The organism is Streptomyces sp. NPDC001858, from assembly GCF_053594615.1.
In genome coordinates, this window is record NZ_JBSFEV010000006.1 from 1 (window position 1) to 14,793 (window position 14,793).

The 14,793-nt window shown below is 71.2% G+C and carries 3 protein-coding genes and 1 pseudogene; 2 read left to right on the forward strand and 2 right to left on the reverse strand.

Annotated features, from left to right (window positions below; all coding sequences use genetic code 11):
- A pseudogene (locus ACWCPF_RS10480) lies at positions 1-8,803 on the reverse strand (hypothetical protein); the annotation flags it as partial.
- 208 nt (positions 8,804-9,011) lie between these two features.
- On the opposite strand from ACWCPF_RS10480, the gene ACWCPF_RS10485 reads away from it, so the two are divergent.
- Both ACWCPF_RS10485 and ACWCPF_RS10490 read left to right on the forward strand, forming a co-directional pair.
- Positions 9,012-9,863, forward strand: a complete 852-nt coding sequence (locus tag ACWCPF_RS10485) for a hypothetical protein (protein ID WP_451044591.1) — start codon at positions 9,012-9,014, stop codon at positions 9,861-9,863.
- A 15-nt stretch (positions 9,864-9,878) separates the two neighbouring features.
- Entirely contained in the window at positions 9,879-10,181 is a 303-nt protein-coding gene (locus ACWCPF_RS10490; protein ID WP_451044592.1) for a hypothetical protein, read from the forward strand.
- A gap of 101 nt (positions 10,182-10,282) precedes the next feature.
- Here the strand turns inward: ACWCPF_RS10490 and ACWCPF_RS10495 are convergent, their stop codons facing one another.
- The gene (locus ACWCPF_RS10495) at positions 10,283-14,779 is read right to left on the reverse strand and encodes an FtsK/SpoIIIE domain-containing protein (RefSeq protein ID WP_451044593.1); all 4,497 of its coding nucleotides are present in this window, start codon (positions 14,777-14,779) and stop codon (positions 10,283-10,285) included.
- Between the last annotated feature and the right edge of the window lie 14 nt (positions 14,780-14,793).

Below are 14,793 nucleotides of genomic sequence, written 5' to 3' on the forward strand. Positions count from 1 at the left end.
CTGAACGCGAACGCGGATGGAGAACCGAAGGATCCGCGGTCTGCTCACGGAAGCGCGCCGGGTTCAGGAAATCGACCGGCCGCCCCTCCACCCAAACAGCCTGCACGGCGGCGGGCACCGTTTGAGACCCTGACTGGGCCGGAGAAACCAGATCCGGAAGGCCCTGGAACCCCGTGAAGGTCGGGCTGCCCGCCAACGCCTTGGCATCGGGCGTCGGCTTGCCCCGGGAGAGCTCCCGGGCGAGCCGTACGGCCTCATCGGGGTGCGCCGTGGGCTGCCGCCGCAGGAAATCGGCGACGACCACCACATCCTGGTCCGCCGGGGAAAGCATGTGGAAGTTCCCGGCATGCTCCTCCAGCCGTGCGGCCATCCCTCCGAACGGGAACCGCTGGAACCGCCCCACCAGCGCGTACGCCCTCAACAACGCGACATGCACCGGGTTGCCGAGCTCACCCTCGGACGGCGCCTCGGCGGGCGACTTGGCCCACGCCCGCTGGAACGAACGCAACGCCTCCGAACGCTGAGGCCCCGTCAGCCCGAATGTCCCCTTGGCGTCAACCCTGGAGGCAGCGGCCATAGCCGCGGCGGCCTCGTCCATGCGGTGCGCCATCGGAACACCGTCCTCGTCCAGGAGTTTTGCGGTGAAGCCGAGGTCCGCGAAGCTCTCGTGGAGGTCTGGGTCGGGCGCGGTGACCGGGGCCATCGGCAGCCGCGTCGTGTGGACCAGCGGGGCCGTGTCCACGGTGAACGAGAAACCGTGCCTGTCGGCGAAATCCTCGAACTGCTTCTTGTGGTCCAGCGCCATTTGAGACGACTTTGCGCTCTGCGCATCGTGGAACAGCACAACCCGGTCCAGGTCCTGCCACGCGACCTCGCCATGGATCTGCGCCTCGAAGAAGCCCTGCAGCCGGGAAGGAAGGCGCCCGGAGTCGCGCAAAGCACGGTACAGGGGGTCGAAGGCGAAGTCGGTGGCCTCGGCGAACGCCAGCCTGACCAGGGACTGGTCGCCGTGGTTGAGCAGCGGCACCAGGTTGCCCAGGCCGGTCACACCCTCCGCTCCCCTCGGCCCACTGCTGAAGCTGTCCGACGGAGTGTAGGAGGCCCGTTCCATCAGCCCGTGCTTGAGATGGAAGACGGCATTGCCGTACAACTCCACGCCCTGCGGCCGGTGGGGCGAGGTCAGCGCCGCGTATTTGGGCAGGTCCGAGGGTTCCGTCGGCGCGAACAGCTCGTCAGCCTTGCCTGTCCGGCCCTGGTAGATCCCGGATCCCTGGACGGTCCGCTTCACCGTGGCCGGATACCCCAGAGCCTCCTCAGCCGGCCCACGGCCACGGTCGGCGCCAAACGGGCTCTCCCAGATGTTACGCAACAGGACCTTGTGGTCCTTCAGCATCTGCTCGACCACCGTGACCGTGCCCTTGGCGTCGACGGGCTTGTCCAGACGCACGTTCACCGTCAGGGACAGATCGTTGCGCAGGTGCAGGATCACGCGGTCCACCAGGCTGTGCAGCACCCCGTCGATACCGCCACCGAGCAGGTACCCCTTGGCCCATGGCCACTCGCCGCTGCGCAGCTTGGAGACCAGCTCGGCACGGTCGAGGGCCAGGGACTGCAGACCACGCCGCTCCGCCATGACGAGTGCGGCAATCTGCGGTATTCGCACCGTGTTCCAGACCTGACGGGCCTGAAGGCTGCGGAAGAGGTCGAGATCGTCCGTGAGGGACGCGACGCGGACGTCCAAGGCGGTGATGAGCCTGTCGTCCGCTGCCGTGGCGTATGCCTTGTTCAGCGCGTCCATGTCCGTCGTGAACATGGCTTCGGCCCGGTTGGGGTGTTGCAGCCAGTACGCCACCGTCAGGTCGCGGCTCGTGGGAATCAGCACACGGACCTCGCGGCCCAGGATCTCATGGGCCTTCTCGGCGCTGATCACCACATGGCCGGCCGCGGGCACCGGGCTCGCCGACAACACGACCCCCTCGGGGGCCGCGTCCGGGGCCGCACGGTGATGACGCAGCAGATTCTTGAGCCAGTGGGACACCCGGGACCCGCCGGGCAGCACTCCGTAGCGCGCCTCCACTTCCGCCACCTGGGGCAGCGGAGCACCGTCGGAGACTTCGGACCACTGCTCCTCCGCGAGAGCCTGTTCCAGGTCCGCCCGCACGAAACGGTTCCACGCCTGCGCGAGGCCGGACCCGTCGGCGTGAGCAGAGCCGCCGACCCCGTCGAGATGCCGATGCTCCGCACTCGCGAAGTCCGACAGCGCGTCGTCCCAGGCATTCCTGGCGTCCGTCAGTGCCGCACCCGCGTCGACTGCGGCATGAGCATGCCCCTGATCGCGACCCAGGGCAGAGACACCCGTCGCAACCGCCTCGGGGGCGGCGACCGCGACCTCGGGCCGGAGCCCGGTGACCGCCGCGGGCTCTGCCGGTCCATCGGCTTGGCGCGGTCCGGCCTGCGGACCGATCTGCACGGGTTGTGCCGTGACTTCGGCGGCGGGGGGCCGGCTCTGCTGCCCCAGTTCGGAGGCGATGCCGGCGGCCTGGTAGATGACGGGCAACCCGGTGTACGAGGTGCCGAAGCGTTCGGCCAGGCTTCTGTCGACGCGCTGCACTTCGGTGGTCTCGAGTTCGTACCTGTACTGGTCCGGCATCAGGCTTCTGGTGGTTTTCGCCAGTTCGTCCAGGGAGGAGGACAGGTGGACGGCGATCCGGAGGGCCTGCACCCAGCCGCTCGCGTCTGTGAAGACCGGGTCCTGTTCCAGCCGCGTCCTGGCCTGCTCCACCTCGGCGGGACCGAAGGTGTAGCGCGCCAGATTGTTGACCTGCACGGTCGTCAAGAAGTCGTCCAGTCGCTCGCCGCGCAGGTGACGGGCGACCACCTCGGCCTGGAACCGCTCGCGCAGCCCGTCGAGACGCACGTCACCGTACGTGGCGCGCACCTCCTGGTAGGCGGCCACGACGTCCCCGCGGGTCAGGGGGACGTCCGTACCGCGCCGCGGCAGGTGCGCCTCGACCAGAGCCTTGAACCGGTCGCTGTCCACCGTCTGCCGCAGTACGGTCTCCACCCGGCTCTCGGGCGTCCTGGCCGTGAACGGTGTCTCGGACACGACGCCCGGCCGGCCGGCCGTCTCCCGTGACAGCAGTGCCTGCACATGGTCCCCCGCGTCCGGGAGACCGCGCGCGGGGGTGTGCGTCCCGAGGTCGGCCAGGCCGTCGGACGACCCGGAGGCGGGGGTGGGCGCCGCCTCGTGCTCGCCGACGGGGCTCGGGGACGGGGAGGGATCTGCGCCCTCCGCACGTCCGGGACTTTCCGGCGCCGTCGAGAGGGCATTGTGCAGGTCGGGCTCGGGCTGCGCCGGCTGCTCCGGCCGGTATTTCCAGGTGCGCAGCTCGTCGAACGTGGAGCGGAACCCGTCCGTGTGGTGGGCCTCGTGCGCGAGCCACACGTCGGTCTTGTGTCCCTGCGGGGCGAACAGCGCGTCGTACGCGGTGACGCGTTCGGTGCGGAAGTCGTCGGCCAGCTTGCCGACGGTCTCGTCCGGCACGTGCAGGGTCCGGATGTCGGCGGGGTGACCGACGAGCCGGTTGAAGTCCCGCGCGGCGTCGTCCACCACGTTGTGCAGGTGGCTTTCGTGGGCGATGCGGTCGGGCAAGGTCAGACGAAGCCGGTCGCGCACCTCCTCCCACGGCGCCCTAGCGGCACCGTCGGCGGCCGGGTCGCCGAGGTGCTGCTCGGTGAAGTAGCGGCCGGCGTCCTTGCGCACCGCGTCCAGATACTCGGCGACCACCCGCTGCCGCCCGTCGTCCCCGAGCCGGGCCAGGGCGTCCAGCACGGTGAGGTGCTGCTGCTGTCCGGCCGGCAGGCTCTCCCAGGAGCCGGACGGCCCGCCCGGACCGGACAGCACGTCCTCGGCGAAGTCCTTCTCGTGCAGCAACCGGATCTGGATGAAATCCTCGTGCGCCACCCGCCCCTTGGCGCTCTTCAGAGCGTCCTGTGCGACCTGCTGCCACTGATCGGCCCACAGGACACGGTCGGTCTCCGTCGCCAGTTCGTCGTCCCACAGGCGACGGTCGCTCCTCGTCGCCAGTTCCTCGTACTTGACGCGCAGGTCCCGCTCGAACTCGTTCAGAATCCGGCGCTCCCCGGGTTCGGCGAGCGTGTACTCCGGGTCCTTGGCGTAGAGCTTCAGGTTTTCCCAGTTCTTCAGATCGTGTTCGGTCGCGGTGATGCGCTGGAGCTCGCCGTCGAACGCTTCCGTGATCTGCTTGACGTCGCGTTCCCGGATCGCCACACGTTCGAGATCCGTGAAGACGTCCGCCAACACGTGGTCGGACTGCCGCATCGGGAAATCGCCGACGTGCCTGTCCCGCGAGAACCCGTCGAAGGCCCGGTCGAACTCCTCCATCTTCGTGATGAAGTACTGCTCCAGCGCATTGAAGTCGCCCGACTTGTCACGGAAGTGGTCCACCGTGACGGCGTCCTCGTCACCGGCCCGGACGGGCCGCCCGTCGGGACCCGACCCCCTTCCGGGAACAGCCGCGTCGTCCTTCACATACAGCTGGAGGTCCGAGTCGAACCTGTACCTCGACGGCACCGCTTCGAACGGCGGGAGGGACCGCCCCGGATCGCCGGTACCCGACTTGTACTCGGCCACCGCCTCCTTGAAGCGTGCGACGAACCTATCCCGCTGTTCGGCCCGGATCGGGTCGTTGGGCTGACCGGCGAGCGGGTGGGAGTCCCGCGCGGCGTCGTCCATGACGGTGTTCAGCTCGGCCTGGTGGACGATGCGGTCGGGCAGGGTCGCGCGAAGCCGGTCGCTCACCTCGGCCCACAGCTCGACCGCCTGGGCGTACGGGCGGCCGGGGGAGCGCTCGGAGAAGTAGAGGGCGGGGCTTTTCCGCACCGTGTCCAGATACTCCCTGCGCACCGCGTCCAGGTGCTCGGCGACCACCCGCTGCCGCCCGTCGTTCCCGAGCCGGGCCAGGGCATCGTCCACCGAGAGCCGCTGCTGCGGTCCGGCCGACAGGTGCCCCCAGGAGCCGGACGGCCCACCCGGAGCGGACAGCACGCCCTCCGCGAAGCCCGCCTCGATCCGCAGCCGGGTGTGGAGGAAATGCTCGCGCCCCACACGCTGCTGGGCGCCCTTCAGAGCGTCGAGTGCGGCCTGCTGCCAGTTCTCGGTCCATTCGGCAGCGTCGATTCTCGGGGCCGGTCCCTCGTGCCTGGCGCGCAGGTCCCGCTGGAACTCCTGCAGTACCCTGCCAGGCGCGTTGAAGCTCTTCAGATCGTCCGACTTCTTCAGTACGTCCTCGGTCGCGGTGAGGCGCTGGACCTCGCGCTCGAACTCTGTCCTGACCGGCTGGATGTCGTGTTCCCGGATCGCTACGCGTTCGAGATCCGTGACGATGTCCGACAACACGTTGTCGATCTGCCGCATCACCGGCGCCGGCAGGTGATCGCCGGCGTTCCTGTCCCGCAGGAAGCCGTCGAAGGCCCGGTCGAACTCGTCCAGCTTCCCGAGGAAGTACTGCTCCAGCACATTGAAGTCGCCCGACTTGTCACGGAAGTGGTCCACCGCGACGGCGTCCTCGTCACCGGCCCGGACGGGCCGCCCGCCGGGACCCGACCCCGTTCCGGGAACAGCCGCGTCGTCCTTCACATACAGCTGGAGGTCCGAGTCGAACCGGTACCTGGAGGACACCGCTTCGAACGGCGGAAGGGACCGGCCGACGTCGCCGGGACGCGACGACCTGTACGCGTCCACCGCCTCCGTGAAGCGTGCGATGAACCTTTCCCTCTGTTCGGCCCGGATCAGGTATTTGTACGCGTCCTCCATCGCCTCGACGACGATCCGGTGGTGGGCCTCGCTGGTGACGACACCCGACCTGTCGATCTCGTCCTTGAACGCACGGGTGATGTCTTCGCGCCACCCACGCCGTGCCTCCGCCACGGCGTGCCCGTCCTGGGGCAGGGTCTTCCCGAAGAACAGCTCATCGCCCGCGCCGAACTTCTCGTACCCCTTCTGCCAGGCCGCATCGAGCTCTTCCTCCCCCCGCAACCACAGGCGCCACTCCGCCCCCAGCACCTTGGCGTGAAACGCGCCGTGTTCCCGCGTGAAGTCGTCCCACCGGTCGGCCTTCGACTGCCACGCGGGCCGTGGCCCCGCATCCGGCCGGAGGCCGGAGGGAACACTGTCGTCACCGGCACGGCCAGGGCCGACGCCCCCGGCCGGGACCACGACACCCTCGGCCACCGAAGCGTCGAAGACCCGGCCCCCGGCGAACACATCCTCGCCCGGCCCACCGGCAGTGCCGTGCCCGGCGCCGGGAAGTGCTGCGTCGTCCAGGCGTACGGCGGCCTGACCGGCTTCCCCGGCAGCCGACGCCGGATCCGCGGCGCCGTGCGGAACGGACTGCGGACCCTGCGCCCCCTGACCGTCCACATCCGCACGGACCGGCGCACCCTGCACGCCGTCCCCCGCGCCGCCCTTGCCGGGAACGCCCGCGAGGGCCTGGTTGCCGGCGGCGGGGCGCGCGCCCGCGCCGGTGTCCAGCAGGTCCAGGGCGGCGGCGCGGGCGACCGGAGCGGCCGCGCCGGCGTCGCCGGTCAGACGCGTGGCATCCGATACGGCGGCGGTGGGGGCCACGCTGCCGGGCACCCCGCCTTCGGGGACCGCCCCCGGCCGGAGGGAGCCCGGCTGGTGGACGAGTTCGTCGAGGTGGAGACCGGTGTGCTTCGCCTTCAGGGCGTTGGTGGTGTGGTCGGCGATGGCCGCTGCGGTGTTCGGAGAGACGGGGTTCTCCGGCATCGGGCGGCCGCCCGTCGCGAGCAGATCGAACGCCGAGGTGGCCGAACCGCTGCCGGAGTGGACCTGGGAGACCCCGGTGACCGGCGGGTGGACTCCCGCCGTCGTACCGGCCGGGGCGGGGCCGGCGACCGACAGGTCGCGGACGCCCGTGGCGCCCGCGTGCGGCACCTGAGGTCCGGTGAGCACGGTGTGCGCGCCGACGCCGGGGGCCTGGGGGCCCGGGACCAGCAGGTTGCCGGTGACCGAGGCGCCCGGGGCCGGCGTGCCGGTGAGCACGGTGTTCCCGGCGTGTGCCGCCCCGGCAGAGTTGCCCGGCACCAGCAGATCGCCGACGTGTACGGCCCCCGGCGGCGGCGCCTGAAGGGCGGCGAGCGCGGAGTGCGCGCCCCCCGCGACGGGCGTGCCCGCGGTCACGTTGACGCTGTGGGCGGCTGCGGGGGAGCCGGCGGACGCGGGCACGTACAGGCCGGAGGGGTGGAGGGTGGGGGTGACGCTGACGCCGAGGCTGCCGTCGGCCCGCCCCGGCAGGGCGCCGATCCCGTCCATCCGCAGCCCGTTCAGCTGGCTTGCCGGGCTGCCGAGGGCGTCGATGTGCCGGCCGGCCTGGAAGCCGAATCCGGTCCGGTCGCCGATCGCGCCGATGCCGTTCAGGTTCAGATCGGGCATCCGCAGCGCGGCGGCCAGGTCCACCGGACCGCCGTTCAGGGAGAAGGGCCGCATCCCTGCGTCGCCGGGGACCGAGTGGCCGACACCGTGGCTGACCCCGAAGAAGGAGCCCTTCAAGGACCCGTCGAAGAAGTGGCTGTGCATGACGCCGCGACCAAAGATGCTGAGATTCGCGGCACTGACCAGCCCGAACTGGCGGATCTCATGGCCGGCCACGGGGAGGATGAGCCGCAGCCACCTCCAGCCGCCGAGGGTGTGTCTGGCGAAGCTCCCTACGATCTTCACACCGCTCCACGTCGTGCTGATGCCGCGGCCGATGGCCGCGGGAACACCGCGCACGATGGCCGGGAAGGCGCGAATGCCCTGTACGACGGCCAGTCCACCCCGCTGGAAGACACCCGGCAGGGCGTGGAGTGCCTGCGGCACCCACAGCGCTCCTTGGCGTACGAAGGTCAGGGCGAGCCGCGCGAAGTCGCGCATGCCCGGCAGGATGGTGGTCATCCAGTAGCCCTTGCTGAACAGGTTGCGCCACCCCTGCATGGCAGCGTGGGAGCCCGCGACGAGCCCCCTCATCGCACCGTTCCAACCGGCCTTGACCGCCCCGAAGACGGGCAGGCCCCTGGTGCTCGGCGCGATGATGCCGAGCGTTGCGAGGAACATCTCGAGCCAGCCGGCCTTGCCCCGGGCGACATCGACGGCGGTCTTGAGGAAGAGCGCCAGGTTCACGCCGAAGGCGAGTATGCCGAAGGCGCCACCGATCAGGATGGCCGGCACGATCAAGGCGATCGCCAGCCACTTGAACGCCTCCCAGAACACCTCGCACTTCGAGATGGGCATGCGGATGTGGGACACGCTCCTGATGGCGCCGGCCGCGACGCCGGCCGCCGCCTTGTGATCGGCGGCCACCTGCTCGACTTCCCTGCGGTGCTCCAGCAGTTGCGGATCGTCCTCGGCCAGTGGTTCGGCGGCGGCGTGGGCGCGGTTGGCCCGCTGCTTGAGTTCGGCGAGCGTGTCCGCCCACCCGTTGAGGGCGGTGGCGGCGGTCTCGAACGCCCTGGCCACGTCCTCGATGTGCTCTTGCAGCCGGTGGTCGACCTTCGCCCGCAGGGCGTCGGCGGCGGCACCGGCGAACATGCTGTCGTCGGCGGTGTTCATGACCGCGACGATCTGCGCCCTGATGGCCCGGGCCCGTTCGCCGAACTTCTGCAGTTCGCCGGCCAGGACCCTGGTCCGGTTGACCTGCCCCAGAGCCGGAGGGCCTACTTTTCTCCCCCGGACCTTCTCCCAGGAAATCGGATCTGCGGGGTCGGGCGGCACGTCAGTCGGCATGTCAGGGCCCCTCCGGGGAGCGACGGAACTGGGGTGTAACCACGAGGACCACGCACGGGCGGCCGGTGCGGTTCACACGATCTTCCCGGCACCCGGGTGCCTGCCGTCAGCAGCGGTTCGGCGACCTCCGCGGGCGGTGAACCGGCAGGCCCCCTGGCGCGTGGTCATGTGGAACGGAACACCGACGGAGTGCCGGGAGGCAGACCCCTTGCCCGATAGACTCAGGATCGACTACGACCTCCTCCACCAGGCCCAGAAGGACCTCGAGGCCCTGGCCGAGGAGATCGGTCCCTTGCTGACCACCGGCATCTTCAGCGAGCTGTCGGACAACAACTTCTATTACACGCTCGGCGACCACTCGCTGGAAGGCGCGATGCGCGTGTTCCACTCGAACGCCTTCCAGACCCTGCACGCGGCCGAAAAGGGTCTCAAGGAACTCGCGGTCGCCTTCGGGCAGGTCGGCGCGGCGGCCTTGTCCTTCGACGCCGACCTCGCCCAGAACATGGGGGTCATGGGCAGCACCCTGGGCCTGCAGAACTGGCGGCGCGACAAGGCGGTATGGGACTACAAGCAGGCCCATCTCGACCAGTGCACACCCGGCGAGGGTGGCGAGGTCCCCGGCTTCTGCTCCGCCACGGACCCGGGCCCGCCGCCGCTGGAGCAGACGTTCCCGACCGAGCACGGCAACATCCACACGAAGCTCACGCTCGACGCCGACGGCAACGTGATCAGGGAGGAGACGACCGTCACCTACGACGGCAAGGAGCACAAGACCGTCACGAACTACACCGACAAAAACGGCAGCGGCACGACGGAAACGACCTACCCCGACAACACCACGATGCGCTCAGAGAGCCACATCAACGACGACGGCAGCGGGACCATGGTCGTCACGGACACCGACGGCAAGCGCACGGAGTACACCCGCGGCCCCAGGGACGGCGCCGGCGAACTGCCGGAGTGGCAGGAGGTCGAGACGAACGACCCGTCGGGGAACCAGGGTGGCAACACGCCCGGCGACGACCCCAAGGATGATCCGTACTTTCTCGACCCCTTCTAGAAACAGAGGAAAGACATGCCTTACGACGGTATTAATCTCAACTACTCCAAGATCGAGGAAGTCTCGGGCCTGCTCCAGAGCGCCCACGAGAACATCCTCCCCACGCTGACGAACCTGCGTAACAGGGTGAACGCGCTCGTCGAGGACGGCATGGTCTTCCAGCACTCCAGCGAGGTCATCCGCAACACCTACAACCAGTTCGACACCAGCCTGCTGGCCGCCGTGAAGGGCATCAACGACTTCTCGGAGATGTTCAAGGGCATCATGGAGAACGCCCGGAAGTTCGACGAGGAGATCGCCAACAGCCTCAGCAAGTAGCGACACCCCGGCGCACGCCGAGGTGACCGGTACGAAAGGCGCCCCCAGCCATGGCCGGGGGCGCCTTTCGCACCGTCAGCGCGGATCACGCTGCCGGACCGTCACCCCTTCCGCAGCGTCGTCAGGGCCACCTGGACGGCCATCACGTTGCCGTCGTCCCCGGCGGTCCATCCGCGACCCGGGGGCGGTACCGCCCGGGTGACGCTGTGCGGCAGGCGTACGCCGATCAGTTCGCCCTCCCCGATGGTCTTGGGCGCCAGCAGCAGCCCGCGCCGGGCCCGGCGCGCGCTCAGCGTCCAGCCGCTCATGCCGCCCTGGATCGCCTCCGCGGACGTGGCGAAGAGCAGTCCGGCGCCCTGGTCGCGGCCCGAGACGGCGATGTCCTTCAGGACCTTGTCCGCGGCGGGATTCGTCAGCAGATCGGCGTCGTCCATGACGACCACGCGCGGGCCCGGCAGCGCGTCGAGCGCGGCGCGCAGTTCGTCCGCCGACGGATCGGCGGCCGTGAGCACCCGGGCGGTGGCGTGCCGGTCCAGCGCCCGCAGCTGCGACTCGCGCGGGGTGATGACGACCAGCGAGGTGCCGGCGGCCAGCAGGGACACCGCCAGCGAGGCGAGGGCGTTGCTGCGCCCGGACCCGGCGGGCCCGAACACGCCGAAGACGGACGAGGAACCGGCGAGGTCCACACCGACCGGCTGGCCCGCGTCGCCGCCGACCCCGAGCAGGCCCCACATGGGACGGCGGGAGTCGGCCGGAACACGGTCGTAGACCTCGGCGAACTCCACCGACCGCGGCAGCGACGCGACCGGGAAGGGCCGCTGCAGCTGCGGCACCTTCAGGTCCCGCTTGCGGGCGGCGGTGCCGATCTCGCGCAGCGCCTCGACCTGCTCGGTTCCGCCGCCCGGGGCGAGCAGCGCGACCTGGGTCTCGGTGCCGCTCAGCACATGCCAGCCGCGGCCGGGCGGGATGATCGAGGGGATCTTGCGGGGCATCAGGCCGACGGCCTGGTAGTCGGTGCGGTCTCCCTGGCGCAGGAGCAGCTTGTGGTCGTTGTGGGCGGCCAGGCGGCCGCCCAGGAGGGACCGTTCCGAGGTGGCGATGAGGTGGATGCCCGCACCGGCGCCCTCACGGACCAGGCGGATCACCTCGGCGACGAGCTGGCCGTGGTCGTGTTCGTCCAGGATGGCGGAGATCGAGTCCCAGCCGTCGACGAGCAGCAGGATGTGCGCGGGACGCTCGGACTTCGGCAGCAGTCTGCGCAGTTCGACGATGCCCGACGCGTTGTGCTGCTGCGCCAGGTCCTGGCGGGCCGTCAGTTCCTGGTTGAGGCGGCGCAGCAGCCGGCCCAGCCGTTCCATGTCCTGCCGGGACACCACGGCCCCGCAGTGCGGCAGCGCGGTGAGGGCGGCCAGGCCGCCGCCGCCGGCGTCGATGCCGTAGATGTGCACGTCGGCCGTGCTCAGCTTGCGGGCCGCGGAACCGGCGATGGTACGCAGCACCTGGGTCCGGCCGGACCGGGGGGAGCCGATGACGTACAGGTGGCCGAAGGAGGCGAGGTCGGCGACGGCGACCCGGCGCTGCTGGAGCTGGGGTACGTCCTCCAGGGCGTACGGGACGAGGAGCCGCTGACCGCCGGTGGAGCCGAGCGCGTCGAGGTCGTCGAGGAGCAGCTCCTCCTGGAGCGGTGGCAGCCAGGGGCTGGGCTGCGGGGTGAAGTCCGCCAGCTGGTCCGCGCCGGCGCGGATTGCGGCGACCAGCGCCTGGAGGTCGGTGGGGGCCGGGGCCTGGGGGGCCGAGATCGCGGCCCGGGCCTCGGCGGGCAGCTCGGCGGGGCGTCCCAGGCCTTCCCAGGACAGGGCGGCCGTCCGCACGGGGGCGGACGCCCCCGGCTCGGGCGCCGCGTTCTGCCGCGCCTTCGGATCGGGACGTTCGGCGCCGGCCCAGGCGGTCTGGAACGGCTCGGCCACCTTCGGGCCGCGCCGTACCAGTGCGCGGCCGGGGGTGTTGGGGGCGATGTCCGCCGCGTCCCTGACGTCGATGACGTCCTGGCTCTCGGTCTGGTCGGTCACCCGCAGCGCGATCCGCAGGTTGGTGTTCGCCCGGATGTCGCCCGTGACCACGCCGGCCGGGCGCTGGGTGGCCAGGATCAGGTGGATGCCGAGCGAGCGGCCGCGCTGGGCGATGTTGATGAGTCCGGCGACGAACTCGGGCACTTCGCGCACGAGTGTGGCGAACTCGTCGATGACCAGGAGCAGCCGGGGCAGCGGCGCGAGGCTCGGGTCGGCGGCGCGTTTGGCCTGGTACTCGGGGTGGTCCTTGGCGTCGATGTCCGCCAGCATGTGCTCGCGGCGCCGCAGTTCGGCACCGAGGGAATCCAGTGCGCGTTCCACCAGGTGCGCGTCCAGGTCGGTGACCATGCCCAGGGTGTGCGGCAGTTGCGCGCACTCCTTGAACGCGCTGCCGCCCTTGTAGTCGACGAGGACGAAGGTCAGCTCATCGGGCCGGTTGACGGCCGCGAGAGAGGCGACGAAGCTCTGCAGCAGCTCGGACTTGCCGGAGCCGGTGGTGCCGGCCACCAGGCCGTGCGGGCCGTCCTGCACCAGGTCCAGGGAGAGCGGACCGTCGAAGCCGGTGCCGAGCACGAAGGACGTGGAGGCGGGGCGCTTGCGCCAGCCCTCGACGATCCGGTCGGCGCTGGGCGGCTCCTGGCGGAGCAGGTCGAGCAGGCGCACCCGCCCGGGCAACCCCGCGTCGTGCTCGGGGCTGACGTCCCGCAGCGGCGCCAGGGCGCGGGCCACCTGGTCGCACCACTGGGGCGCCACCGCGTCGGTGCGCACCTCCGCGACGTCGGGAACACCGGGCCGCTTGACGGTCGACCGACCCGCCTCGACGAGCACCACACCCGTGCTCTCCTCGGGCAGCAGCCGCTCCTGCTCGTCCAGGCACAGGCTGAAGACGCGCATGGCCGGTCCGTCGGTCAGCACCTGGACCATGCCCGGCACGTCGCGCAGCCGCCGCGCCCCGTCGGCGATCACCAGGACGTCGGGATCGGAGAACACGATGTCGCGGTTGGAGCCGGCCATGCGCTTGCGTGCCTGGATCTGCGAGACCAGTTCCGAGACGCGGGACGTCGTGGACTCGGGGTCGTTCGCGATCAGCACGAGCGGCCCGTCCGGCAGGGGGCTGCGCATATGCGGCAGCCACCGCACCCAGGCCCAGTCCGCGGCGCGCTCGGGCTCGGTGAGGAGCACGATCCGCAGGTCGCGCGGGCTGTGCAGGACGGCCGCCTGGACGACCAGCCAGCGGGCGAGCGGCTGGACGGCGGCCGTCCGGCCCGCGACGCCGACCACTCCGTGACCGGACAGGTCCACACCGACGGGCGCGTCGGGGATGTTCCAGCGGATCACGCGGGCGTTCTCGTCCCGGGCCGGGTCCTCCAACTCGCGTACCGAGGGCTGGTCGGCGGTGCCCAGCCGCAGCACCAGGTGGTCGCCGTCGTGGCGGCGCCGCTCCCACAGGCGGCTGCCGGGCCCCGTGGCGATCAGGGCGACGGCGGCGGGGTCGGGCCCGGTGAAGTGCCGCACCCCGCGCTCGCGGACCACGGCGTCGCGGACGCCGTCCTCCAGCGCGGCCCGGCGCTCGGTGTACTCACGGGTCGCCTTCTCGTAGTCCCTGCGGCCGGTGCGGCGGCCGGTGACCCAGTTCGAGACCATCATCAGCGGACCGAGCGCGATGAAGAGGATGAAGTAGTACGACTTGAAAATGCTGATCATGAACAGGCCCAGGATCATCGGGGCGATCATCATCAGCGCGGGGAAGGGCTGTTTGTTCGGCGGCGAGGGCGGCATGGGCAGCCGGACCCGCTCGGCGTCCAGGTGCGGGGCGATCCGCGGCGGACGGTTGTAGTCGACCCCGAAGCCGTCCGCGGACGCCGTCACGGCGGCGTCCGCCTCGACGGGCGCGCTCAGCCTCAGCAGCGCGGGCCCGACCGTCAGGTCCTCCCCCTCGGGCCACGGGATCGACTCACCGGGTGCGCCGGTGCGTTCGGTGGCGACCAGCTCCGGGCGCGTCCGGCGCAGCGCGGTGGCGGCGTCGTCCGGCGGGGGCGCGGCGAGCCGGCCGTGCACCTCGTCGTCGTCCGCTGTGCCGGTCCGGTGCCAGTGGGCGGTGCCGTCCGCGCCGACCGTCACCCACAGGCCGCCCTCGGGTACGCCGGCGCCCTCCAGGCGTATCGCGCACAGCCGCCCGGAGCCGAGCTCGTGGGTGCCGAAGCCGAGCCGCCAGGTGCGCCCGGCCTGCGGTCCGGAGACCACGTGCACTTCGGCGAGGACCGGCCCGGGGACGGGCCCGGACTCGACGCGGACCCGGTCCGGCCGGGTGTCGGGGGCGCCGAGGCCCAGCACGCCGCCCTCCCGGAGCCCCGCCCCGGCCACGGGGGCGTCGGCGTCGAGCGGCTCGTCGTCCATGTACAGCTCACGGGGGCCGCGTTCGTCGACGGCCTTCGCGAGGTCCGCGAACGTGCTGCCCGCGGGCAGCTGTACGAGGTGGTCGCGGTGGACGCCGTCCGGGCCGTCCACGGTGGTGATGGTGAGGTTCACTGTCTTCCCGGTTC

Bases quoted from the DNA above. Each gene is read 5' to 3' on its own strand.
- ACWCPF_RS10490 (WP_451044592.1), top strand. From the start codon at position 9,879: ATGCCTTACGACGGTATTAATCTCAACTACTCCAAGATCGAGGAAGTC.